Annotated in this window: 22 protein-coding genes and 1 tRNA gene; 13 read left to right on the top strand and 10 right to left on the bottom strand. The window is 68.9% G+C overall.

Annotated elements, in window-relative coordinates; all coding sequences use genetic code 11:
- The first annotated feature begins 2 nt into the window (after positions 1–2).
- The 5 genes from flgA to ABN401_RS05895 all read left to right on the top strand — a co-directional run bounded on the left by flgA (position 3) and on the right by ABN401_RS05895 (position 3,144).
- Complete coding sequence (flgA, locus tag ABN401_RS05875; protein ID WP_349683899.1) at positions 3–782, top strand: flagellar basal body P-ring formation chaperone FlgA; 780 nt, start codon at positions 3–5, stop codon at positions 780–782.
- Between the two features lie 12 nt (positions 783–794).
- The gene (flgH, locus tag ABN401_RS05880) at positions 795–1,526 is read left to right on the top strand and encodes a flagellar basal body L-ring protein FlgH (protein WP_349683900.1); all 732 of its coding nucleotides are present in this window, start codon (positions 795–797) and stop codon (positions 1,524–1,526) included.
- A 169-nt stretch (positions 1,527–1,695) separates the two neighbouring features.
- Positions 1,696–2,193 carry a hypothetical protein gene (locus tag ABN401_RS05885; protein WP_349683901.1) on the top strand — a complete coding sequence of 166 codons (498 nt, stop codon included), beginning with the start codon at positions 1,696–1,698 and terminating at the stop codon, positions 2,191–2,193.
- 25 nt (positions 2,194–2,218) lie between these two features.
- On the top strand, positions 2,219–2,632 hold the full coding sequence (locus tag ABN401_RS05890) for a hypothetical protein (RefSeq protein ID WP_349683902.1): 414 nt from the start codon (positions 2,219–2,221) through the stop codon (positions 2,630–2,632).
- Between the two features lie 17 nt (positions 2,633–2,649).
- A complete protein-coding gene (locus ABN401_RS05895; protein ID WP_349683903.1) occupies positions 2,650–3,144 on the top strand; it encodes a hypothetical protein in 495 nt (164 codons plus the stop codon).
- Here the strand turns inward: ABN401_RS05895 and ABN401_RS05900 are convergent.
- Positions 3,141–3,515, bottom strand: coding sequence for an MmcQ/YjbR family DNA-binding protein (locus ABN401_RS05900; RefSeq protein WP_349683904.1), 375 nt, complete (start codon positions 3,513–3,515; stop codon positions 3,141–3,143). The genes ABN401_RS05895 and ABN401_RS05900 overlap by 4 nt on opposite strands.
- Positions 3,499–4,179 (bottom strand): peptide-methionine (S)-S-oxide reductase MsrA, encoded by a 681-nt coding sequence (gene msrA, locus ABN401_RS05905; protein ID WP_349683905.1) that lies wholly within the window; start codon positions 4,177–4,179, stop codon positions 3,499–3,501. The genes ABN401_RS05900 and msrA overlap by 17 nt, the downstream gene beginning before the upstream one ends.
- 151 nt (positions 4,180–4,330) lie before the next feature.
- On the opposite strand from msrA, the gene ABN401_RS05910 reads away from it, so the two are divergent.
- A tRNA-Ser gene (locus ABN401_RS05910) sits at positions 4,331–4,420 on the top strand.
- A gap of 12 nt (positions 4,421–4,432) precedes the next feature.
- On the opposite strand, the gene ABN401_RS05915 is transcribed toward ABN401_RS05910, so the two are convergent.
- Complete coding sequence (locus ABN401_RS05915; RefSeq protein WP_349683906.1) at positions 4,433–5,794, bottom strand: sigma-54-dependent transcriptional regulator; 1,362 nt, start codon at positions 5,792–5,794, stop codon at positions 4,433–4,435.
- Entirely contained in the window at positions 5,791–7,608 is a 1,818-nt protein-coding gene (locus tag ABN401_RS05920) for a sensor histidine kinase (RefSeq protein WP_349683907.1), read from the bottom strand. The genes ABN401_RS05915 and ABN401_RS05920 overlap by 4 nt, the downstream gene beginning before the upstream one ends.
- 230 nt (positions 7,609–7,838) lie before the next feature.
- Between ABN401_RS05920 and ABN401_RS05925 the strand changes: the two genes are divergently transcribed.
- Genes ABN401_RS05925 through ABN401_RS05935 form a run of 3 tightly spaced genes read left to right on the top strand, consistent with a single transcriptional unit; the run spans position 7,839 to position 13,679 of the window.
- On the top strand, positions 7,839–9,197 hold the full coding sequence (locus tag ABN401_RS05925; protein ID WP_349683908.1) for a dicarboxylate/amino acid:cation symporter: 1,359 nt from the start codon (positions 7,839–7,841) through the stop codon (positions 9,195–9,197).
- Between the two features lie 47 nt (positions 9,198–9,244).
- A complete protein-coding gene (locus ABN401_RS05930) occupies positions 9,245–12,352 on the top strand; it encodes a TonB-dependent receptor domain-containing protein (RefSeq protein ID WP_349683909.1) in 3,108 nt (1,035 codons plus the stop codon).
- A 4-nt stretch (positions 12,353–12,356) separates the two neighbouring features.
- Positions 12,357–13,679 carry an alpha/beta hydrolase family protein gene (locus ABN401_RS05935; RefSeq protein ID WP_349683910.1) on the top strand — a complete coding sequence of 441 codons (1,323 nt, stop codon included), beginning with the start codon at positions 12,357–12,359 and terminating at the stop codon, positions 13,677–13,679.
- Here the strand turns inward: ABN401_RS05935 and ABN401_RS05940 are convergent.
- From ABN401_RS05940 to ABN401_RS05965, 6 genes are read right to left on the bottom strand one after another with little or no spacing between them, the layout of a single operon-like run.
- The gene (locus ABN401_RS05940) at positions 13,676–14,623 is read right to left on the bottom strand and encodes a Gfo/Idh/MocA family oxidoreductase (RefSeq protein ID WP_349683911.1); all 948 of its coding nucleotides are present in this window, start codon (positions 14,621–14,623) and stop codon (positions 13,676–13,678) included. The two genes, ABN401_RS05935 and ABN401_RS05940, sit on opposite strands and share 4 nt — an antisense overlap.
- Positions 14,620–15,498, bottom strand: a complete 879-nt coding sequence (locus tag ABN401_RS05945; protein WP_349683912.1) for a class III extradiol dioxygenase subunit beta — start codon at positions 15,496–15,498, stop codon at positions 14,620–14,622. Before ABN401_RS05945 ends, ABN401_RS05940 begins: the two co-directional genes overlap by 4 nt.
- Positions 15,498–15,908: a protocatechuate 4,5-dioxygenase subunit alpha gene (gene ligA, locus ABN401_RS05950; protein ID WP_349683913.1), complete on the bottom strand. Its 411-nt coding sequence runs from the start codon at positions 15,906–15,908 to the stop codon at positions 15,498–15,500. Before ligA ends, ABN401_RS05945 begins: the two co-directional genes overlap by 1 nt.
- The gene (locus ABN401_RS05955) at positions 15,905–16,930 is read right to left on the bottom strand and encodes an amidohydrolase family protein (protein ID WP_349683914.1); all 1,026 of its coding nucleotides are present in this window, start codon (positions 16,928–16,930) and stop codon (positions 15,905–15,907) included. The genes ligA and ABN401_RS05955 overlap by 4 nt, the downstream gene beginning before the upstream one ends.
- Positions 16,927–17,811, bottom strand: a complete 885-nt coding sequence (locus tag ABN401_RS05960) for an NAD(P)-dependent oxidoreductase (protein ID WP_349683915.1) — start codon at positions 17,809–17,811, stop codon at positions 16,927–16,929. The genes ABN401_RS05955 and ABN401_RS05960 overlap by 4 nt, the downstream gene beginning before the upstream one ends.
- 60 nt (positions 17,812–17,871) lie before the next feature.
- Positions 17,872–19,074, bottom strand: coding sequence for a LysR family transcriptional regulator (locus tag ABN401_RS05965; RefSeq protein WP_349683916.1), 1,203 nt, complete (start codon positions 19,072–19,074; stop codon positions 17,872–17,874).
- A 98-nt stretch (positions 19,075–19,172) separates the two neighbouring features.
- Here ABN401_RS05965 and ABN401_RS05970 point away from each other — a divergent pair, with 98 nt between their 5' ends.
- The 4 genes from ABN401_RS05970 to ABN401_RS05985 are packed head-to-tail and all read left to right on the top strand — an operon-like array spanning position 19,173 to position 22,903.
- Entirely contained in the window at positions 19,173–19,847 is a 675-nt protein-coding gene (locus ABN401_RS05970) for a 4-carboxy-4-hydroxy-2-oxoadipate aldolase/oxaloacetate decarboxylase (protein ID WP_349683917.1), read from the top strand.
- Positions 19,840–20,895: a 4-oxalomesaconate tautomerase gene (locus ABN401_RS05975; protein ID WP_349683918.1), complete on the top strand. Its 1,056-nt coding sequence runs from the start codon at positions 19,840–19,842 to the stop codon at positions 20,893–20,895. Before ABN401_RS05970 ends, ABN401_RS05975 begins: the two co-directional genes overlap by 8 nt.
- Complete coding sequence (locus ABN401_RS05980) at positions 20,892–21,779, top strand: amidohydrolase family protein (RefSeq protein WP_349683919.1); 888 nt, start codon at positions 20,892–20,894, stop codon at positions 21,777–21,779. The genes ABN401_RS05975 and ABN401_RS05980 overlap by 4 nt, the downstream gene beginning before the upstream one ends.
- Positions 21,770–22,903, top strand: coding sequence for a cobalamin-independent methionine synthase II family protein (locus ABN401_RS05985; RefSeq protein WP_349683920.1), 1,134 nt, complete (start codon positions 21,770–21,772; stop codon positions 22,901–22,903). Before ABN401_RS05980 ends, ABN401_RS05985 begins: the two co-directional genes overlap by 10 nt.
- The last annotated feature ends 135 nt before the right edge of the window (positions 22,904–23,038 follow it).

Genomic DNA, 23,038 nt, shown 5'->3' on the forward strand with positions numbered 1-23,038 from the left:
CCATGAGAGCCCTGCTCTTCATCGCCGCCCTCGCGCTGAGCGCCGGTCCCGCCCTGGCCGGTCCGGTCACCCTGCGCGCCAACCCCGTCGACGACGACGGACGGGTGACGCTGGGCGACATCTTCGACGGCGCGGGCGCGGCCTCTGGCGTCGTCGTGGCCAGCCGGGCGGGACCGTCGGTCGTGTTCGAGGCCGGGCAGCTTCAGGCGCTGGCCGCGCGGTCCGGCCTGCAATGGGCCAATCCGCAAAACCTGCGCCGGGTCGTGGTTCGCCATGCGCTTCTGGCCTCTGGAGCGCCCGCCGCGACCGCGACGCCCGCCGGCACGACGATGCGGCCCGCAGCGGTGGCGGGCGCGACCGCCGCCGTGCTGACCTATGCCCGCAACATCGCCGCCGGGGATGTCATCCAGCCCGAGGACGTGGTCTGGACCGACGTTCAGAGCCATCTGGCGACCGGTGGTGGCCCGTCGGACGCTGAAGAGGTCGTCGGCCTGTCCGCGCGCCGGGCCCTGCGCGCCGGGGCCGTGGTCGGGGCCCGCGACCTGGCCCGCCCCCAGGTCATCGCCCGCAACGACACCGTTCAGGTGGCCTTCGCGTCCGGCGGCGTGACCCTGACCGTCACCGGCCGCGCCCAGAGGGGCGCCGCCGTCGGCGAAGTCGTGGCCATCACCAATCTGACGTCGGGCCGAACGATCGAGGCCGTCGCCTCCGGTCCCGGCCGCGCCGTCGCTGGGCCCGAGGCCCAGGCCGCCCGTTCCAGTCAGTTCGCCGCCGTCCGGTAGGAAGATCCCGTCATGCGTAAGCCCGCCGTCCTCGCCGCCCTCGCCGCCTCGGCCCTGAGCCTCGGCGCCTGCTCCACCGTCGTCGAGACGGTGCGCGGCCCCGAACTGGCCCCCATCGGCTATCCCGCCCAGCTGGTGCCGGTGACCCAGACCTACCAGGCCGCGCCCCAGCCGCGCTCGGCCAGCGCCAACTCCCTGTGGCGGACGGGGGCACGGGCGTTCTTCGGCGACCAGAGGGCCCGCAACATCGGCGACATCCTGACGGTCTCGATCCGCATCGACGACCGGGCGCAGACCTCCAACACCACCAACCGCAGCCGCACCAACGACATCACCGGCGGGGTGACCAACTTCTTCGGGCTGGAGAACAGCCTGGGCCGCGCCTTCCCGGGCGGCTTCGACCCTCAGGCCCTGGTCGGGGTCGAAGGCTCCTCGAACGCCAACGGCACGGGGTCGGTCAGCCGGGCCGAGCGCGTCGACCTGACCATCGCCGCCGTCGTGACCGACATCCTGTCGAACGGAAACCTGGTCATCCAGGGTCGGCAGGAAGTGCGCACCAACCGCGAACTGCGCGAACTGACCGTCGCCGGCATCGTGCGGCCGGAGGACATTTCCAGCGCCAACACCATCGCCCACACCCAGATCGCCGAGGCGCGCATCAGCTATGGCGGGCGCGGCGACATCAGCCGGGTGCAGGCGACCCCCGCAGCCCAGAGCCTGGTGGAGCGGTTCAGTCCGTTCTAGGGGCGCTACCGCTCGACGCGCGGCGTCTCGCTGCTTGAGCGCGGGTTTAGGGGCGCTATCGCTCGACGCGCGGCGTCTCGCTGCTTGAGCGCGGGTTTAGGGGCGCTACCGCTCGCGACGCGGGACCTATCGTCAAGCTGAGCCGTGAACCGTTAACGCCGAGCAGCGTTTGCCCACCAGACATAAGGTTCTGGTGATGTTCAAGGTTCTGCTTCCCGCCGCCGCCGCGCTCGGTCTGGTCGCCTTCGCGGCCCAGTCGCAAGGCGCCGCGTCCGAGCCCGAGATGACCGAGCCGACGATGAGCTGGACCCTGCATCACGAAGGCAGCCTGGCCAAGCTGGCCTACGGCGTGCCGAACTCCGACCAGCTGGCCCTGATGGTCACATGCGCGCCGGGCCAGGCGCTGGCCACCGTCTATGGCGACGTCCGCCTGGAGGGGGCGCGGCTCATCCGGACCCGTCTGGGCGTCCAGCCGCTGGATCCCCTGTCCGGCGGGCTGGCAGACGAGACCCTGGTCTCGGTCAACGACCCCGGCCTGCGTCGTCTCGCCGAGCGTGGCCAACTGACCGTCACCGGTGACGCGGGCCGCTTCCGCATCGACGCAGGACGAGAAGAACGTCGCCTCGTGGGCGATTTTCTGTCCTATTGCGGGGCCGGGCGCGCCTGATCGCCCGACGAGGGGGCGACGAACCATGAACTGGCTGCCGATCGCGCTCAGCGCGCTGGCCATTCAGGGCGGCTGGACCTGGACACTCTACGAGGGTGACGGTCCCCTGGTGCTCGCCCACGAGGTCCCTGATACGCCGCAGCTCAGGTCTGTTCTGGAATGCGAACCCGGTTCGGGCGTGGCACGGCTGGATCTGTACGAAGCCGGTGCGGCTCCTGGCGTCGCGATCCTGTCCAGCGGCGATGCGACCGCCCAGACCGAGAGCGTCGCGGTCTCCGACCACAGCCGTATCGCCATCCGCTCGGACCACCCGGTGTTCGGTCAGTTCGTGCTCACCGGCGACCTTTCGGTGGCTGTTGCCGGGCGGGCGCAGTCCGTCAAGGTTCAACCGGCGCATCTTGCCAAGCTGAGGCGGTTCGCAGAGCTTTGCGGCGGCTGATGCGGGGAGAGTTCGCCATGCGCTGGATCTGGCTCGGGACCCTTGGCCTGGCCGGGATGACCGCGGCGTGCGCGAACGTCTCGCCGGTCACCCCCACGCCGATCACCACGGCGTCGCCCGCGCCCACGCCCGGCTACGACTGGTTCCTGAGCCAGGACAGCGGCATCGCGCGCCTGGCCTATGGCGTTGAGGCCTCGGACGACCTCAAGCTGGGCCTCGACTGCTCGGCGGGCACGGGGAAGGTCGATCTGGTCGCGCTCGGCAAGTCGGGGATGAGCGAGATCTATCTGGAATCCGGCGGCGAGACCGAGCGGTTCCCCGCAGAGGGAGAGCCTTCGCAACTGCACGACGGCGACCTGCTGACCGCCACGGTCGAGGCGGACACGCCGGTGCTGCAGCGGTTCCGCCGGCTGGGCTGGATCGCCCAATGGGTGGATGGCGAACGCGCGGTCTATGTGCCCCAGCCGGGCTCGGCGACCCAGGTCGAGCGGTTCTTCGGTCTCTGCGGCTAATCGATCCCGAGTTCGACCCGGGCCTTGCGGGTCAGCTTGCCGGCCACGATCCGATGCGCGATGGCGAAATGCTCAGCCAGTTCGTCATCGTCCCAGGCGGAAGGATCGGGCAGGTTCACCCACCTGGCCCGCGCCAGATAGGGGGCCGGCCTCGCCCGGCCCATCTCGGTCAAGATCTCATAGGCGATGTCGGAGACCTTGAACGACACCCCACCCTGCTCGCCCACCATCACGAACATCTTGCCACCGACGCGATAGGCGTCGTGATGCTCGCCAAAGGGGTGATCCAGCATGGCCCCGGGCAGGGCCAGGCAGACCTTGCCGATCCTGTCCCGGTCCATAAGCCCGCCGCGTTCAGGCGTCGACGCCACGGAGCGACGGCTCGGCGTCGCGACCAAGATCAAGGCCGATGGGGCACACCACGCCGGTGCCGCCGATGCCGCAGTAGCCGTTCGGGTTCTTGGCCAGATAGCCCTGGTGATAGGCTTCCGCGAAATAGTAGGGCCCGGCCGGCGCGATCTCGGTCGTGATCTGGCCACGTCCCGCCTTGGCCAGCGCCGCCTGATAGGCGTCGCGCGAGCGTTCGGCCTCCTGTCGCTGCGCGTCGTTCAGCCAATAGATGGCCGAGCGGTAGGTCGAGCCGACGTCGTTGCCCTGGCGCATGCCCTGGGTCGGGTCGTGGTTTTCCCAGAAGGCCTTCAGCAGTTCGGCGTAGCTGATCTCATTCGGATTGAAGACGACCTGGACGACCTCGGTGTGACCCGTGCGGCCGGTGCAGGTCTCCTCATAGGTCGGGTTGGGGGTGATGCCACCGGAATAGCCGACCGAGGTCACCCAGACGCCCGGCAGCTGCCAGAAGATCCGCTCCACGCCCCAGAAACAGCCCATGCCGAAGATGGCCATGTCGAACCCCTCGGGATGGGGCCCCTTCAGCGGGCGGCCGCTGACGAAATGGACCTGGTCGGTCGGCATTTCGGTCCGGCGGCCCGGCAGGGCGGTGTCGGCGGTGGGCAGGGTGGTCTTTTGGCTCAGCATCGAAGCGATCCGGGACAGGAGGGACATGGTGGCCATATGGGCGGTGCCTGACAGGTTCGCCAGCGTCGCGCTTGCCGTTACCGCCGGGCTGTTCTATCAGCCTGCCCTCCCCGGGGCGACCTCCCGGGACGGATCGCCCGCGTGGTGAAACGGACAGGTGGCGGAGTGGTCGATCGCGCACGCTTGGAAAGCGTGTGTAGGTGAAAGCCTACCGAGGGTTCGAATCCCTCTCTGTCCGCCACTCGCCCACCCCTCACGCTCTGGACGCCAGGCGGAACCGCGACGGGCTGAGGCCGTGGCGGGCCAGTTTGTCGTAGAGGGTCTTGCGCGGGAGACGCAGGTCCCCGGACACGGCGGCGACCGACCCATTGTGACGCACGAGCGCGTCCTGAAGCACGCTCTTCTCGAACCGATCCATGCGGGCGGCCAGGGCCCCGGACGCTTCAGGCGCCGCGGCCGAACTGGGGGCGGGGACGTCGATCAGGCCGAGGGCCGCGCGATCGGCATAGTGAGCCAGTTCGCGGACATTGCCGGGCCAGTCATGGCGGATCAGGCGCTCATGAACCGCGGCCGTCAGGAGCGGCGGCTCGATGCCCTGCGCCTTGGCCGCTCGCGCGAGGAAGTGGGCGAACAACAGGGGAATGTCCTCACGGCGCTCGATCAGAGGCGGCACCCGCAATTCGACGACGTTCAGCCGGTAGTAGAGATCGTCGCGGAACCGGCCGGCCGCGACCGCGACGGCGAGATCGACCTTCGAGGCGGCGAGGATGCGCAGATCCAGCGTGCGGGCCGCATCGGCCCCGACCGGCTGGACCTCGCGCTGTTCGATCACCCGCAGCAGCGCCACCTGGGCCGAGGGCGACAGGCTCTCGACCTCGTCCAGAAACAGAGTGCCGCGATGGCTCTGTTCCACCAGGCCGATCCGACGACGCAGCGCCCCCGCGAAGGCCCCCGGCTCCGATCCGAACAGCTCGGTCTCGATCAGCCCGTCCGGCAGTGCCCCGCAGTTAACCGCGACGAAGCGGTGGACGCGCCGTCGGCCACCGTCGTGAAGCGCCCGGGCGACGACCTCCTTGCCGGCCCCGGTGGGCCCCTCGATCAACACGTCCATGTCGGCGTCGGCGATCTGGTCGATGACGGCGCGAAGACGGACGATGGCCGGGCTGGTGCCTAGCAGGGTGGTCTCGGGTCGGGCCTCGCCGACCGCACGCGCGAGAGCCCGGTTGTCGAGCACCAGGCCACGCTTTTCGAGCGCGCGCGCCAAGCTCTCGTTCAGGCGGGCGAAGTCGAACGGCTTGGCCACGAAATCGTAGGCCCCCTGACGCAGCGCCTCGACCGCGTCGGCGATGTCGCCATGGCCTGTGATCATCACGACCGGCAGATCGGCGTCGACCGCCTGAAGCCGGGTCAGCAGACCCCGCCCGTCGAGACCCGGCATCCTCAGGTCCGTCACCACCACCCCGGGATAGTCGCGGTCCAGGGCCCCCAGGGCGGCCTCGGCCGAGGCGAAATCCCCCACCTCCAGCCCCGCGAGGCGCAGGCGCTCCGCGAGGGCGGCGCGAAAATCCTCGTCGTCATCGACCAGGGTCACGCCGAGCGGCCGGGCGAAGGTCAAGACGCGGCCCTGAGGGTGATGGCGAAGGCCGCGCCCTGGGCGGACGGTCGCAACCCCAGTTCGCCGCCGAACCCGGCGATGATGTCGCGACAGATCACCAGCCCCAGGCCCAGGCCCTGCCCCTTGGTCGTCACGAACGGAGTGAACAGGGTGGCGGCGACGGCGGGGTCGATGCCGGGCCCGTTGTCGGCGATCACGATCTCCACCCACCCGGCGTTCTGGACAATGTCGATCGTCACGGTCGGATCGATCGTCTGGTCTTCGATCATGGCCTCGAAGGCGTTCTGGATCAGATTGACGATCACCTGTTCCAGCCGGACCGGGTCCGCCATCGCCCGCGCATCCGTGGCGTCAGACCGGACCAGACGCATGCCCGCGTCGCGCAGACGGTGCCCGATCAGCAGCAGGGCCGAGTCGATGGCGGCTGTGGGCGAAACCGCTGAAACCGGCCCGGTGGCCTTCCTCGAGAACGCCCGCAGTTCATCGGTGATGGTCCCGATCCGGCCGGTCAGGTCAGACACGCGGTCCAGGTTGCGTTTGACGCCGTCCGCGTCGCCCCGGTCCAGATAGGCCCCTGCGCTGTCCGCGTGGGTGCGGATGGCCGCGACGGGCTGGTTGATCTCGTGGGCGACCCCGGCGGCGATCTGACCGAGGGTGGCCAGGCGGCTGGCCTGGACCAATTCCTCGCGCAGGACCTCGCGGCTGGCCTCGGCGCGGCGGCGCTCCTCGATCTCGCTGCTGAGCCGGCTGTTGGCGTCGCGCAGTTCGAGGGTCCGTTCATCGATCCGCCGCTCCAGATCGGCGCGGGCCGCCTCCTCGGCCAAGGCGCGGGCTGCCGCCTGCTGACGCCGACGCAGCAGGACCCCGGCGGCGACTGCCAGCAGAGTCACGGCGAGCAGGGCGATGACGCGGGCATTGGTCGTGCTGCCGGTGATGGCGCGGTCGACCGGGTCGAGCAGGCGCAATGTCCAGCCGGGCGTGTCGGTCGCGGTCTCGGCCAGCATCCATTCACCGGCCCGGGGCCCCCCGGCGATACGAACGACCCGACCTGGCTCGCCCTCGAACGGCAGCGGGGCCAGCGCCTGCCCGCTCAGAGTCTGATCCGCCAGGATATCGCGACGCTCGGCGGCGGTCAGGGCGCGGCTGCGGCGAAAGCGCCAGTCGGGTTCGCTCGTCACAAGGACGACGCCCCTGCCATCGGTGACGAAGGCGGGCTCGCCCGTGTCGCGCCAGGCGGCCTCCAGCGCGTCGAACTCGACCTTGACGACGACCACGCCGACCCGGGCCGAGGCCGGTCCGATCGCGCGGGCCAGATACAGGCCGGGGCGTCCGCTGACGGTGCCGAGGGCGAAGAACTCAGCCTCGCCGTTCGCCATCGCCTGGGTGAAATAGGGCCGGAACGCATAGTTTGATCCGACGAAGCTGGTCGGCTCGCGCCAGTTGCTGGCCGCGACAGCCAGGCCCTCGGCATTCAGGACATAGAGGGCAGCCGCCCGGGTCTGGAGCGCGAGCCCCTCCAGCTTGGCGCTGACCCGGGCGGCGCGGTCGGGGCCGGGGTCGGCCGCGAGGGCGGCGATCTCAGGGTCCTGGGCCAGGACGACGGGCACGGATCGTTGCTTTTCCAGCTCGCTGCGCAGCACGGCGGCGTGAAGGTCCGCATTGGCCACGGCCTGCCTTCGCAGCTCCGCCAGAGCGTCGCGCCGGGCCAGCTCGGCGGCGCCGATCATCGCGAGAACGGCGACCGCCAGCCAGATCGCGACGAGCGCGATCCAAGGGGCCGTCGTCGGCCGCGAGAGGCGATCGCGAACCTTCATGATGCCCGGGGCGAACATCGCCAGACTGTGTGGAAATCCGCACAGAATAGCCAGCCCCTGTCCGAAAAATCGCACAAGACTCCTACTGACTATCAAAACATCTGTTTTTTATCAATGCTTTGCTCAAGACCTGCATCATGATTGCGCTTCATCGTTCAGCGTTCAGACTGAGGCCTAGGCGGCGTCAGACCGCCCCGGGAAACGACGGCCGCGACGGCGGCGGAGGGCGTATGCAGATCACGGCGCATCAGGACGGCACCCGGGGGCATCGCGGCCCCTGGTATTCTCATCTCTATGTCCAGGTGCTGGGCGCCATCCTGCTGGGCGGCCTGATCGGCCACTTCTTCCCGGAATTCGGCGAGAGCCTGAAGCCCTTGGGCGACGGCTTCATCAAGCTGGTGAAGATGGTCATCGCCCCGGTGATCTTCCTGACCATCGTGGTCGGCATCGCGGGCATGCGCGACATCGGCAAGGTCGGTCGCGTGGCGGCCAAGGCCTTCGCCTATTTCCTGGTGTTCTCGACGCTGGCGCTGATCGTCGGCCTGATCGTGGCCAATCTGGTCCAGCCAGGCCGGGGGCTGAACATCGACCCGGCGTCTCTGGATGCGGGCGCGGTTTCCCAATACTCGACCGCCGCCCACGAGACGACCGTGGTCGGCTTCCTGCTGGGCGTCATTCCCGACACCTTCGTCAGCGCCTTCTCGACCGGCAACATCCTGCAGGTGCTGTTCGTGTCCGTCCTGTTCGGACTGGCCCTGGCCATGGTCGGCGACGCCGGCAAGCCGGTCCTGAGCCTGCTGGAATCGGTATCGACCGCCTTCTTCAAGCTGGTCGCCATCGTCATGAAGGCCGCCCCGATCGGCGCGTTCGGGGCCTTCGCCTTCACCATCGGGGCCTATGGGATCGCCTCGGTGATCAACCTGATCGCCCTGGTCGCCACCTTCTACCTGACCTCGGCGATCTTCGTCGTCGGCATCCTCGGGCTGGTCGGCATCGCCAACGGCTTCTCTATCCTGAAGCTGATCCGCTACCTGAAGGAAGAACTGTTGCTGGTGCTCGGGACCTCGTCGTCAGAGGCCGCCCTGCCCAGCCTGCTGCAGAAGATGGAGCGCGCCGGGGCGTCCAAGTCCGTTGTCGGCCTGGTCGTGCCCACCGGCTACTCGTTCAACCTGGACGGCACCAATATCTACATGACCATGGCGGCCCTGTTCATCGCCCAGGCGCTGAACATCGAGCTGACGCTGTGGCAGCAGGTGACGCTGCTGCTGGTCGCCATGCTGAGCTCCAAGGGGGCGGCGGGCATCACGGGCGCGGGCTTCATCACCCTGGCGGCGACGCTGGCGGTGGTGCCCGACGTGCCGATCGCGGGCATGGCGCTGATCCTGGGCATCGACCGCTTCATGAGCGAGTGCCGGGCCCTGACCAACTTCATCGGCAACGCCGTGGCGACCCTGGTGGTCGCCCGCTGGGAGGGGGCGCTGGACCGCGACGCCCTGGCCGAAGCCCTCCGTGGACAGCCCAGACCGCTGGCCGCCGGGCCCGATCCGGCCGCCGGGCCGGGAGACGATCTCGTCATCGCCAAGGACTGACGTCCGACACGACCAATCAAAAAACGACAAAGGGGAGGACCACCATCATGAAGACCCGGACCACCATGCTGGCCACGACGGCCATCACCGGCCTGCTGGCGTTCGCCGGCCCGGCCCTGGCCCAGACAGCGGCCCAGAGCACAGCCCTGTCGCCGGCCGCCCAGGCCCAGGCCGACCGAAGCGGGACCGGGCAGGACACGTCGTCCGTCGACGACATCGTGGTCGTCGGCTCCCAGATCCGGGGCGCGGACGTGACCGCTGCCCTGCCGGTGACGGTCCTGAGCGAGGAGCAGATCCTGGCCACCGGCGCGGTCAGCGGCGACGACCTGCTGCGAACCATCCCCCAGATGGGCGACGTCCTGTTCAGCGCGGCCAACAACCCCCAGACCTCGAACGCGGCGCGCGGCGACGTCAACTCGGTCAACCTGCGCTCGCTGGGCGTCGGCAACACCCTGGTGCTGCTGAACGGCCGCCGCATCGTCCAGCACCCGACCAGCCAGGGGACCTCGGACACCGGCACGGTTCCGGTCCTGAGCTACAACTCCAACGCCATCCCGGTGTCGGGGCTGGAGCGACTGGAGGTCCTGTTGGACGGCGCGGCCGCCATCTACGGCGCGGACGCCGTGGCCGGCGTGGTCAACACCGTGCTCCAGGACGACTTCGACGGCCTGCGCATCACCAGCCAGTACGGCGGCGCGGAGGGCACCCACCTGCGCGAGTTCAACCTGGGCATCTTCGCCGGCAAGGATTTCGAGCGCGGCAACATCTCGGCCTTCATCGACTACACCGACCGGACCGCGCTGCGGGCCGAAGATCAGGACTTCACGGCGACCGACAACCTGCGTCCGCTGTTCGCCAACGAGCCAGACTATGCCGCCAGCCTGACGCCGGACTTCCGCAACACCCGCGGCGCCTGGGCCAACCTGGCGGTCGTCAACGGACCGGGCACGATCCGGCGCGGCACCCAGGCCCTGACCACGGCGGCCGGCGCTTTCCATATCCAGCCGACGGCCCTGGCCGGATGTCTGGTGCCGAACGGCGACGTCTGCCTGGGCTCCGGTGCCCTGAACTTCAACGGCGTCCAGCGCGAGCTGCGCTTCGACACCGCGCCCGGCACGACGGTGCAGCCCGACACCCAACGGCTGAACGTCTTCGTGGCGGGTCACTATGAGCTGACCGACACCGTCACGGCCTTCGGCGAGATCGGCTACTACACGGCCGATACCCAGCGCGTGCAGCCCCCCGTCATCAACCTGAACACCCTGGTGATCCCGGCCTCGAACTACTGGAACCCGTTCGGTCCGGTGACCTTCGCCAACGGCACGGTCAATCCGAACCGCATCCCCGGACTGACCAATGTGCCGGCCGCCGGCCTGCCGGTACGATTGAACCAGTACCGCTTTGTTGACGCCGGGTATCAGGGCGTCGATGTCACCAACTACCAGGCCCGACTGCTGGGAGGTCTGCGCGGCGAGTGGCGCGGCTTCGACTGGGAGACGGCTCTGCTCTACTCTGAAGCCGAAGCGGTCGATGAGTCCGACGCGGTCAACACCTCGGCGCTGCAAGCCTCGCTCGCCCTTTCGACGCCCGATGCCTACAACCCCTTCAACGGCGGCTGCGTGAACCAGACCAGCTTCGGTGACTGCACGCCCAGCTCCCAGGTGGCGATCGACGCCATCACCTTCCGCCTGAAGCGCGAATCGCGGACCACCCTGACCCAGTGGGACTTCAAGGTCTCACGGCCCGACCTGTTCGCCCTGCCGGCCGGCAATGTCGGCGTCGCCTTCGGTCTTGAGGCGCGCCGCGAGACCCAGAGCGACGACCGCGATTCCAACCTGGACGGCACCAATCCCTTCGTGGACGCGGTCACCGGAGCGGTCTCGCTCAGCAACGTCATCGCCGTCAGCCAGAACCCGGATACCGAAGGCGACCGCACCGTCGCCTCGGCCTATGTCGAGTTCGCCATTCCGGTGGTCTCGCCCGAGATGAACATCCCGCTGGTGCGTGCGCTGAACGTCCAGATCGCCGGCCGGGCCGAGCACTATTCGGACTTCGGGGACGTGGCCAAGCCCAAGATCGCGGCGTCGTGGGACCTCTTCGACGGCCTGCGCCTGCGCGGTTCCTATTCCGAGGGCTTCCGCGCCCCGAACCTGGAACAGGTCAACACGGCCACCTACGGCCGTCTGGCGACCAACCCGGACTATATCCGCTGCGAGGCGGACCTGCGCGCCGGGCGGATCGCCACCTTCGGAGCCTGCGCGCGCGCCCAGGGCGCCTCCCTGCTGGTCTCCGGCAACCCGGATCTGGAGCCGGAGGAGAGCACCAACTCGTCCTATGGTCTGGTGTTCCAGCCGCAGTTCCTGCCCGAAGCCTGGGGCGACTTCACCTTCACGATCGATCGCTGGCGCATCCAGCAGGAGAAGATCGTCGGCCTGTTCGGGGCGCGCAACGCCGTGGTTCAGGACTATCTCGACCGGGTGCAGGGCGGATCGAACCCGCTGGTCACCCGCGCCGCGCCCAACGCCGACGACATCGCCCTGTTCGCCGGGACCGGCATCGCGCCGGCGGGCGTGATCGTCTCCATCAGCGACCGGTTCGTGAACCTGTTGCCGCAGGACGTCGAAGGGATGGACCTGGGCCTGATCTGGCGGCTGCGCGACACGCCGATCGGCAATTTCCGCCTGAACCTGAACGCCGCCAAGCTGATCGCATTCGGACGCGACGCGGGTCCGGCGGTCGACGCCCTGGAAGAGGCCCGCGACGCGGGCCTGATCAACGCCGCGACGCCCCTGTCGGAAACCAGCGACCTGCTGGCCCAGAACGGACGGCCCGAATGGCGAGTCTCCGGCTCGCTGACCTGGTCGCAAGGACCGTGGCAGGTCGGGGCCTTCACCCAGTACATCAGCGCGGTGGACGACACCGATCTGCTTTCGGCGGCTGGCGTTCCGTGGGAGGTCGAGAGCCAGCTGACCGGCAACCTCTATGTCCAGTACGAATGGGAGGGCGCTCAGGGCTGGGCCTCGAACAGCCGCATCCGTCTGGGTGCCAGAAACATCACTGACGAGGCCCCGCCGCTGTCGTCGTCGGGCTATCTGGGCTCGCTCTATCGTCCCTACGGCCGCTACTGGTACGCCACGGTGTCCAAGGAGTTCTGATCCGGTGACCCGTCTCCGCGCGCGTCTGGTCTCCCTCGTCGCCCTGGCGGCGGCGGGGGGCCTGGGGGTCGCCACTCCGGCGGTGGCTCAGGTCGTCGAACCGCGCGCGGAGACCTGCCCCGAAAGCCTGCCCAGCGGCACCCGCTGCTGGTCGGGTCGGGCCGAGAGCGGAGCCTGGTACTGGTATGCTCGGCCTGCGGACTGGAACGGCCAGCTGATCCTTCACGCGCACGGTGGGCCCCGGACGGGTGCCCCGGAGCGCGGCGAACCGGAGGAGGATCTGGACCGCTTCTCCATGATGGTGGCCGAGGGCTATGCCTGGGCAGGCTCGACCTATCGGCGCGGCGGCTACGGCGTGCGGATGGCCGCCGAGGACACCGACCAGCTGCGCCAGATCGTCTGGGACCAGTGGGGCAAGCCCGAACGAACACTGCTGCACGGCCAGTCCTGGGGCGGCAACGTCGCGGCCAAGGCGGCAGAGCTTCACGCCGTCGCGACCGACGGGACGCGCAGCTACGACGGCGTCCTGCTGACCAGCGGCGTGCTCGGAGGCGGTACCCGGGCCTATGGTTTTCGCGCCGACCTAAGGGCGGTCTATCAGGTCTATTGCGCCAATCACCCGCGGCCCGACGAGGTCCAGTATCCCCTGTGGCAGGGCCTGCCCGAAGGCGCTTCCATGTCCCGCGCCGAGCTGTCGGCTCGGCTGCAAGCCTGCACGGGCGTCGGGCTGCCCGACGCCGAGCGGACGCCTGAGCAACGCGCGCGCCTACGAAACATTCGCTCGGTGACCGGGCTGGAGGAAGAGCATCTGCTGGGCCACCTCGCCTGGGCGACCAACCTGTTCCAGGACCTGGTTTGGGAGCGCCTGAACGGGGGCAATCCCTTCGACAACACCGGTCGCACCTATCGGGGATCAGACGAGGACGCCGCGCTGAACCAGAGCATCCAGAGGTTCGCCGCCGATCCGGCAGCCGTGGCCACCCTGGCCTATGACGCCGACCTGACGGGACAGATCGTCGTACCGACCGTGACCCTGCACGCCCGCTATGACCCGACGGTCTTCGTTGAGCACTCGGGCAGCTATGCCCAGACGGTTGCGCAGGCGGGCCGCAGCCATCTGCTAGCGCAGTTCTACACCACCGAGACGGTGCACAGCCGGCTGAACGCGCCCCAGTATGTCGCCCTGCTGAGAGCGCTGGACCGGTGGCTGGACGACGGTGAGCGACCGACGCCGCAGGCCGTGGTGGCCCTGTGCGAGGACGCCCGGGCGCGGCACGGCGAAACGTGCCTGATCGACCCGGACTTCCGTCCAGAACCCCTGCCCTAGACCTTGCCCGCCAGCTGCTTCTCCAGCGCGCCGAGCACCCGGTAGCAGGGCAGGACCTGGGCGACGCTGGCGCGAGGCTCGCGGCCCTCGCGAATAGCCGAGACGAACTCGCGGTCCTGCAGCTCGATGCCGTTCGACGACACCGCCACGCCGGTCAGGTCGACGGCTTCCTCGCGCCCGGTGACCAGGTCGTCATAGCGGGCGATCCAGGTGCCGTTGTCGCAGATGTAGCGGAAGAAGGTGCCGAGCGGCCCGTCGTTGTTGAAGCTGAGCGACAGGGTGCAAATGGCGCCGCTCTCGGCCTTCAGCTGGATCGATATGTCCATGGCGATGCCCAGGTCCGGATGGATCGGGCCCTGCATGGCGTGGGCCTCGACGATCGGCCCGGCCTGCCAGGCGAACAGATCGACCGTGTGCGCCGCGTGGTGCCACAAGAGGTGATCGGTCCAGGAGCGCGGCTCGCCCTTGGCGTTGATGTTGGTCCGCCGGAAGAAATAGGTCTGGACGTCCATCTGCTGGACCGACAGCTCGCCGGCCTGGATGCGGTTGTGGATGTACTGGTGGCTGGGATTGAAGCGCCGGGTGTGGCCGACCATGGCCACCAGACCGGTCTCTGCGGCGCGGGCCGCGACCGCCTCGGCATCGGCCAGGCTGTCGGCCAGCGGGATCTCGACCTGGACATGCTTGCCCGCGTTCAGACAGGCGAGAGCCTGGGAGGCGTGCAGCTGGGTCGGGGTGGCCAGGATGACGGCGTCGAGGCCGGGCTGGGCCAGGGCCTCGTCCAGCTCGGTGGTGGCCAGGCCGATGCCGTATTTCTCGGCGACCTTCTGGGTGGACTCCAACGTGCGGCCGACCAGGCCGACGACCTCGACCCCGTCGATGCGAGCGAGCGCGTCCAGATGTTTTTCACCGAAGGCTCCGGCGCCGGCGAGCGCGACCTTCATGCGGCGGCCCCCACGTCGTTGGCGGCACCGGCCTCGTCCACCGGGCGCAGCACGATGTGGCCCACGGCGGTGTTGGAGGCCGGGACGTGATAGTGGCGGTGAAGCTGCTCGGTCGTCTTGCCCATGGCCCCGCGCATGATCAGCCACATGACCATCTCGATGCCCTCCGAGCCGGTCTCGCGCAGGTATTCGATGTGCGGGATGTGACGCAGGGCGTCGGTCGATCCCGACAGCTGATCCAGGAAGCGGTTGTCCCATTCCTTGTTGATCAGGCCGGCGCGTGGGCCCTGAAGCTGGTGGCTCATGCCGCCCGTGCCCCAGACCTGGACGTTCAGGTCCTCGGGATAGCTCTCGACGGCGCGGCGGATGGCCTCGCCGAGCGCCCAGCAGCGGTTGCCCGAGGGCGGCGGATAGGTGACGACATTCACGGCCACTGGAATGACCTTGCACGGCCATGTGTCGACCTTGCCGAACATCATCGACAGCGGGACGGTCAGGCCGTGATCGACCTCCATCTCGTTGATGATGGTCAGGTCGAACTCGTCCAGGATGCAGCTCTGGGCGATGTGCCAGGCCAGGTCCGGATGACCCTCCACGACCGGCACCTGGCGCGGACCCCAGCCCTCGTCGGCGGGGGTGAAGCTCTCGGCGCAACCGATGGCGAAGGTCGGGATGAACTTCATGTCGAAGGCCGTCGCGTGGTCGTTGAAGACCAGGATAACGACGTCGGGCTTCTCGGCCTTTTCCCAGTCGCGGGTCCAGTCGAAGCCGGCGAAGGCGGGCTTCCAGTAGGCCTCCTCGGTCTTGTCGAAATCGACCGCGACGCCCAGGGCCGGGATGTGGCTGCAGGCCACGCCTGCGGTGATGCGGGCCATCAGTATCTCTCCTTGATCGAGCGGACGCCCACGGGCGAGCGGCCCCCGGCGATCATCATGGCGGTGTAGTCCTCGAAGCTCATGTCGGTCATGGTCGAGACGGCCTGGGCGAAGCTCTTGCCGTCGGTCGAGAACAGCTTGGCCAGGAAATAGATGTTGCCGCCCAGCTCCAGGCAGCGGTTGAAGTCGCGGGCCAGCACCGCCTGCTTCTGATCTTCCGTCATGGGCCAGCGGTCCAGATAGGCCCGCTCGTCGGCCTTGAAGGCCTCGCGGTTGTCGGCCTTCATCAGGCTCATGGCGAACTGGTTCAGGTGGTAGCCCTGGCGGGCGCGCTGGGCGGTGAACACCCGGGTGCCGGGGATGTCGTCCATCTCGGCCAGATAGGCGTGGATGTCGCGGGGCGTGGTCATAGCCCTCTCTCCTTCAGCTTGGCGTCGAGGCGGGGGAAGACGCGCCGGGCGTTGCCCTCGAAGATGGCATGGCGCTGGGCGTCGGTGATGGGGGCGTTGTCGATGTAGCGTTTGGTGTCGTCGAAGTAGTGGCCGGTGCGGGGGTCGATGCCGCGCACGGCCCCGACCATCTCGGACCCGAACAGGATGTTCGGCGTCTCGATCACCGTCGTCAGAAGATCCACGCCCGGCTGGTGATAGACGCAGGTGTCGAAGAAGACGTTGTCCATCAGATGCTCTTCCAGCGGCGGCTGTTTCAGCATGTCGGCCAACCCGCGATAGCGACCCCAGTGATACGGCACTGCGCCTCCACCGTGCGGGATGATCAGCCTCAGCGTCGGGAAGTCCTTGAACAGATCGCCCTGGATCAGTTGCATGAAGGCGATGGTGTCGGCGGCGATGTAGAAGGCGCCCGTCGCGTGCAGGCCCGGATTGCACGACCCCGAGACGTGGATCATGGCCGGAACGTCCAGCTCCACCATCGCCTCATAGAACGGATACCAGAACCGGTCGGTCAGGGGCGGAGCCGTGAAGTGGCCGCCGCCTGGATCGGGGTTCAGATTGCAGCCGATGAAGCCCAGCTCGGTTACGCAGCGGCGCAGCTCGGCGATCGAGCCGGTCAGGTCCGCCTTGGGGCTCTGGGGCAGCATGCAGACCCCGGCGAAGGTCTCGGGATAGAGATCGCAGACCCGCGCGATCAGGTCGTTGGACACCCGCGACCAGGCCAGGGACACGGCCTCGTCGCCGACGTGATGGGCCATGGTCGAGGCGCGCGGGCTGAAGATCGTCATGTCCGCGCCGCGTTCCTTCAGAAGGCGCAGCTGGTTCTGTTCGATGGTCTCGCGGATATCGTCGTCGGTGATCTCGGGATAGGGCGGCGCGGCCTCGCCGGACTTGAAGGCGGCCTTCTGGGCGTCGCGCCAGGCGTCGTGCTGGGGCGGGGCGGTGGTGTAGTGGCCGTGGCAGTCGATGATCAGACTCATGCGGCGGCCTCGTCTGAGCGTGGGGTCAGGGCGTCGAGCTTGGCGGCCAGCCCTTCGGGCGGCGGGGACAGGCCGAGCGCGCCGATGCTCCGCTGAAGCTCGACTGTCGCGCGGGTCATGGCCGAGCCGACGCCCAGCGCCTCGAGCGTGGCGCGCGACTCCTCCATTTCGGCGGCGCGGCGCAGGCCGTGGACCATCATCCGGTCGAGGTTGTAGTCGAACCGCGCGGCCCAGTCGGCACCCGGATCGCTGGCGTTCAGAGACGCTACGACGGCATCGACGACGCCCGCCTGGTCCGCCGCGATGGCGCATTCGGCCGACAGGGCCTCGATGCCCTTGACGATGACGGAGCGGATCATCTTCACGGCCGCGGCCGCGCCGACGGCACCCCCGATCGGGGTGACATTGGAAAAGCCCAGATCAAGGAGTCGGACCGCACCCTCCTCCGCATGCGGGCCGCTGACCAGCAAGGGGACGGCGCGTTGTTTGGGATGCACGGGCGACAGGACGGCCACATCGACATACCGGCCGCCGACCGCTTCGATCACACGGGCGGCCGCGCGCTTCGTGTCCGGGGCCACGCTGTTCATGTCGAACCACATCGCTCCGGGCGACAGACTCAGGGCGGCCTCGCGCGCGGCGGCCATGGCCTGGTCGGCGGTGACGAGACAGAGAACGAGCTCGGCTTCGGCGACCGCGTCGGCCATCGTCGATCGTCCGTCGACGCCGAGGCGATGGAAATCCGCCTGCTTTGCCTCCCGGGTCGCCGGGACGCCCGTCTTGCGGTCAAAGGCGCGAACAGCGCGGCCGGACACCGTCCAGCCGTCGACGAAGGCCGAGGCGGCCTCTCCGAAGCCGACGAAGGTCACAGGCGTGCTCATGAGCCGCGACCTATCGCGACGACCCACTCACAGCGCAAATCATTATGGCTCGAACCCTATTCAATTTTCCGAAACGATGCGCTCCGTCACCTGATCGATCAGCGACAGGAAACGCATCTGCGACGGCGTCGGTCGCCAGTCCATCCGGGTGGTGAGGCCGATGGTCCGCATCGTCTGCGTCAGCGGCGGGCCGATCGGAGTCAGCACCCCGGCCTCGATCTCCAGCCCGACCTGATCGCGGGACAGCAGGGTCAAGAGGTCGCTCTGGCGCAGTATGCCCCGGATGGCGGTGACCGAGCCGCATTCGACGGGTGCCAGCGGGGTCGGCCCCCCGGCGAACAGGGACTGCCACAATAGCCGCAGCGGCGAGCCCGGCCGCCCGATCACCCAGGGATAGGCCGCCAGGGCGGCGACGCTGGGCGCGCGCTCCGACGACAGCGGGTGCCCCCTGCGTCCCACGACCATCAGACGGTCCTCCAGCAGGGGCCGCTGGACCAGGTCGGGCAGATCCTCGTCGCGCAGGGCGCCCACCATCACGTCCAGGACGCCGTCCCTCAGCGGATCGACCAGCTCGCGCCAGGCCCCGTCCACGATGTCGACGACGAAGCCCGGCTCGGCCGCCACCATGGCCGCGATGGCGCGCGGCAGCAGCACGGCGCGCGAAAGAGGCATGGCCCCGACCGTGATCCGGTTGGCGTCGCCGCCCGCGCCGGGGCCGATCTCGACCAGGCCCGCAGCGATCTCTGACCGCGCCAGACGCGCGCCGCGTGCGAGACGCCGCCCGGCGCGGGTCAGGACGACGCCCCGGCCCTGACGCTCGACGATGGGGACCGCGCAGATCTGTTCCAGGTCACGAACAGCGGCGTGCAGGCCCGGCTGGGACAGGCCCGTCGCGCGGGCCGCGGACACGAAACTGCCCGCGTCGGCAAGTGCGAGGAAGGCGCGTAGTTGGGTCGCCGTCACCATCCGCTCGGGTCGCGCGAAGCCGCTGCGACCGGCCTGGCGCGCCGCCTCGGCCAGATGAGCGAAGGCGCGATCCGCCCGCTCGGCCAGACCCTGGCCCGCCTCGGTCGCCAGCACGCCATCAGGCTGGCGCACCAGCAGCCGCGTGCCGATGGTGCGCTCCAGCTTGGCCAGGCCCTGCGTCAAAGCCGGCTGGGACAGGCCGACGGTCTCAGCCGCGCGGCTCATACTGCCCCGAGCGATCACGACGGAGAGCGCCCGCAGGTGGCGCAGATTCAGATCGAAGGGTGACAAGGCCATGAGCATCTATCGTAAAAACTTATGCCCGTGGGGCAAATGCGAATTGCTCATGGACGGTCCGGACGCCATCAGCCTCGCTCGCATCGAAGGAGGCAGGCATGGCCGGTCGAGTGGTAACGAACATCGCGCGCGCGGACGTCGCCGTGATCGACGGACTGGCGCGCCTCGGCGTCGCCACGGTGCATGAGGCGCAAGGACGGATCGGCCTTCTGGGATCGCGCCTGCGGCCCATCTATTCCGGCGCGCGGATCGCGGGCTCGGCGGTGACCATCGCGTCTCCCCCGGGCGACAACTGGATGCTGCACGTCGCCGTCGAGCAGCTGCAGCCCGGCGACATCCTGGTGCTGGCTCCCACCTCTCCGTGCGAGGACGGCTATTTCGGCGACCTGCTGGCCACCTCGGCCCAGGCGCGGGGATGTCGGGGGCTGGTGATCGACGCCGGCGTGCGCGACGTGCGCGATCTGACCGAGATGGGCTTTCCCGTCTGGTCACGAGCTGTCTTCGCGCAGGGCACCATCAAGGCGACGCTGGGCGATGTGAACGTGCCGATCGTCTGCGCCGGAGCGTCGATCGAGCCGGGCGACGTGATCGTGGCCGACGACGACGGTGTCTGCGTCGTGCGCCGCGCCGAAGCGGCCTCCGTTCTGGAGAAGGGCCTGGCGCGCGAGGCCAACGAGGGGTCCAAGCGCGACCGGCTGGCGGCGGGGGAACTGGGCCTCGACATCTACGACATGCGCGCGAAGCTGGAGGCCATGGGCCTGCGCTATGAGTGAGGGCGTCCGCTGCCTGTGGATGCGGGGCGGCACCTCCAAGGGGGCCTTCTTTCTCGCCGACGATCTTCCTGCGGACACGGCCGATCGCGACGCCTTTCTGCTGCGGGTCATGGGCTCGCCCGATCCGCGCCAGATCGACGGCATGGGCGGGGCCGATCCCCTGACGTCCAAGGTCGCCGTGGTGTCCTCGTCGGCTCGAGAGAGCGTCGATGTCGACTATCTGTTCCTGCAGGTGTTCGTCGATCAGGCCATCGTAACCGACGCCCAGAACTGCGGAAACATGCTGGCGGGCGTCGGGCCCTTCGCCATCGAGCGCGGGCTGGTCGAGGCCAGGGACGGCGAGACGCCGGTCTCCATCTTCATGGTCAACACCGGCCAGGCTGCCGTAGCCACGGTGGCGACGCCCGGCGGGATCGTGGCCTATGCGGGCGATGCGCGGATCGACGGCGTGCCAGGCACCGCCGCCCCGGTGCCGCTGGAGTTTCGAGACACGGCAGGGTCGTCGTGCGGCGCCCTTCTGCCGACCGGGAATGAGAGCGACGTCATCGAAGGCGTCGCCTGCACCCTGATCGACAACGGCATGCCCTGCGTCGTGATGCGCGCCGACGCCGTCGGAGCCACCGGCTATGAGGATCGCGAGACCCTGGACGCCGCGGGCGCGATCAAGGCGAGGATCGAGGCCATCCGCCTGAAGGCCGGACCGATGATGAACCTGGGCGATGTGGCCGACCTGTCGGTGCCCAAGATGATGCTGGTCGCCCCACCCCGGAACGGCGGCGCGGTGACGGTGCGCAGCTTCATCCCCAAACGCGCCCACGCCAGCGTCGGCGTGCTGGGGGCGGTCAGCGTGGCGACGGCCTGTCTGCTGAAGGGGTCGCCCGCCGCCGGGGTGGCCGAGCCACCCGGGGGACGGCGCAAGACCCTGTCGGTCGAGCACCCGACCGGCGAGATGACTTGCGTGCTGGAGACCGACAACCGCGGCGCGGTCATCTCGGCCGCCCTCCTGCGTACAGCCCGCAAACTCATGGACGGGGTGGTTTTCGCATGAGCACGGACGCCCAGGGCCGTATGCGCAGCTGGACGCTGGAGCCCTCCACCCCGACGTTCCACCCGCCACCGGGCGCGGTGGACGCCCACTGCCACGTCTTCGGACCCGCCGACCGTTTTCCTTTCAGCGCCAAGGCGAAATACATTCCGCAGGACGCGGGCCCGGACGCCCTGTTCGCCTTGCGCGACCGCCTGGGCTTTTCGCGCAACGTCGTCGTCCAGGCCAGCTGCCACGGCACGGACAACGCCGCGACCCTGAACGCCATCGCCGCGTCCGGCGGCATGGCGCGCGGCGTGGCCGTGGTCGATCCAGCCATCTCGGAGCGAGAGCTTCAGGCCCTGCACGACGGCGGCATCCGGGGCGTTCGCTTTAACTTCCTGAAGCGGCTGGTGGACGACGCGCCCAAGGACAGGTTCCTGGACCTTGCGGGGCGGCTGCCCGGCGGCTGGCATGTCGTGGTCTATTTCGAAGCGGACATTCTGGAGGAACTGCGGCCCTTCCTCGACGCCCTGCCCGTCCCGATCGTCGTCGACCACATGGGTCGGCCAGATGTGACCCAGGGGCCGGACGGCACCGATATAAGGGCCTTCCGCGCCCTGCTGGACAGCCGGGGCGACATCCATTTCAAGGCCAGTTGCCCTGACCGCCTGTCCGAGGCACCGCCCTGGGACGACTTCGCCCGCGCCGTGCGGCCTCTGGTAGAGACCTATCCCGATCGCTGTCTGTGGGGGACGGACTGGCCGCATCCGAACATGGAAAGCCGCATCCCCGACGACGGGGCCCTGGTCGACATGATCCCCCGCATCGCGCCGACGGCGGAGCTTCGGAGGAAGCTGCTGATCGACAACCCCCTGCGTCTTTACTGGAGCGAAGAATGGCCGTGAGCATCGCCACCACCCACGTCGGCAGCCTGCCGCGTGGACCCGAGCTGACGCCCCTGCTCTTGGCCCGCGACCACGGCGAGCCCTATGACGCCGAAGCGTTCGATGCCGCCGTGCAGACGGCCGTGGACGAGGCGGTCAGGAAGCAGGTCGAGGCGGGCGTCTCGATCATCAGCGACGGCGAGCTCGGGAAAGTCGGCTATTCGACCTACATCATCGAGCGGCTGTCGGGCTTCGGCGGCGACAGCCCCAGAAAGCCCGCGCTGGACCTGGCTCCCCTGCCCGAGTTTCGCGAGAAGCTGGCCGGGATCATGGGCGCCCAGGAGTTCACCCGCGCCTCATGCATCGGCGAGGTCAAGCTGGTGAACCTGGAGCCGCTGCGCGACGACATCCGCCGGTTCAGATCGTCCCTCGACCGTCATGGAGGGGGCACCAAGGCCTTCATGAACTCGGCCTCGCCGGGGCTGATCACCGCGTTTCAGTCCAACGCCTTCTATCCGACGCACGAGGCCTATCTCGGCGATCTCGCCGACGCCATGCGGCCGGAGTACGAAGCCATCGTGGCGGCCGGCTTCGACCTTCAGCTGGACTGCCCCGACCTCGCGATGTCGCGCCACACGGGCTATCAGGACATGGACGAGGCGGGGTTCCTGAAGACCATCGAAGCCAATGTCGAGGCGCTGAACGCCGCCACGGCAAACATCGCGCCGGAGCGGATGCGGATGCACATCTGCTGGGGCAACTACGAGGGGCCCCACGACCACGACATCCCGCTGGCGCGGATCATGTCGATCATCCTCAAGGCTCGGCCCGCGACCATCCTGTTCGAGGCGGCCAATCCCAGGCACGAGCATGAGTGGATCGTCTGGCGCGACGCCGACCTGCCCGACGACAAGATCCTGGCCCCCGGCCTGATCGACACCTGCTCCAACTATCTGGAGCACCCCGAACTGATCGCCCAGCGCATCGAGCGGTTCGCCGCGATCGTGGGCCCGGAACGCGTCATCGCCAGCACCGACTGCGGTTTCGGCACCTTCGCGGGCTACGGAAAGATCGACCCCGCTGTGACATGGATGAAACTGCGCGCGCTTCGTGAGGGCGCGGACCGGGCTGCGGCGCGGCTGTAACTTGCCAGCGGCCTCACGCTGGTATATTTCACGAACCTGAACTTTTCACATATAAGAAAAGGCAGACGACTGTGTCCGGGCGGAGGCTCCGGCAGGGTTCGGAGTAGCAGCCGTCCGCGGCTGGGCGACTACCAA

This window comes from Brevundimonas aurifodinae, from assembly GCF_040195595.1.
In the GTDB taxonomy this organism is placed as follows: Bacteria; Pseudomonadota; Alphaproteobacteria; order Caulobacterales; family Caulobacteraceae; genus Brevundimonas; species Brevundimonas aurifodinae.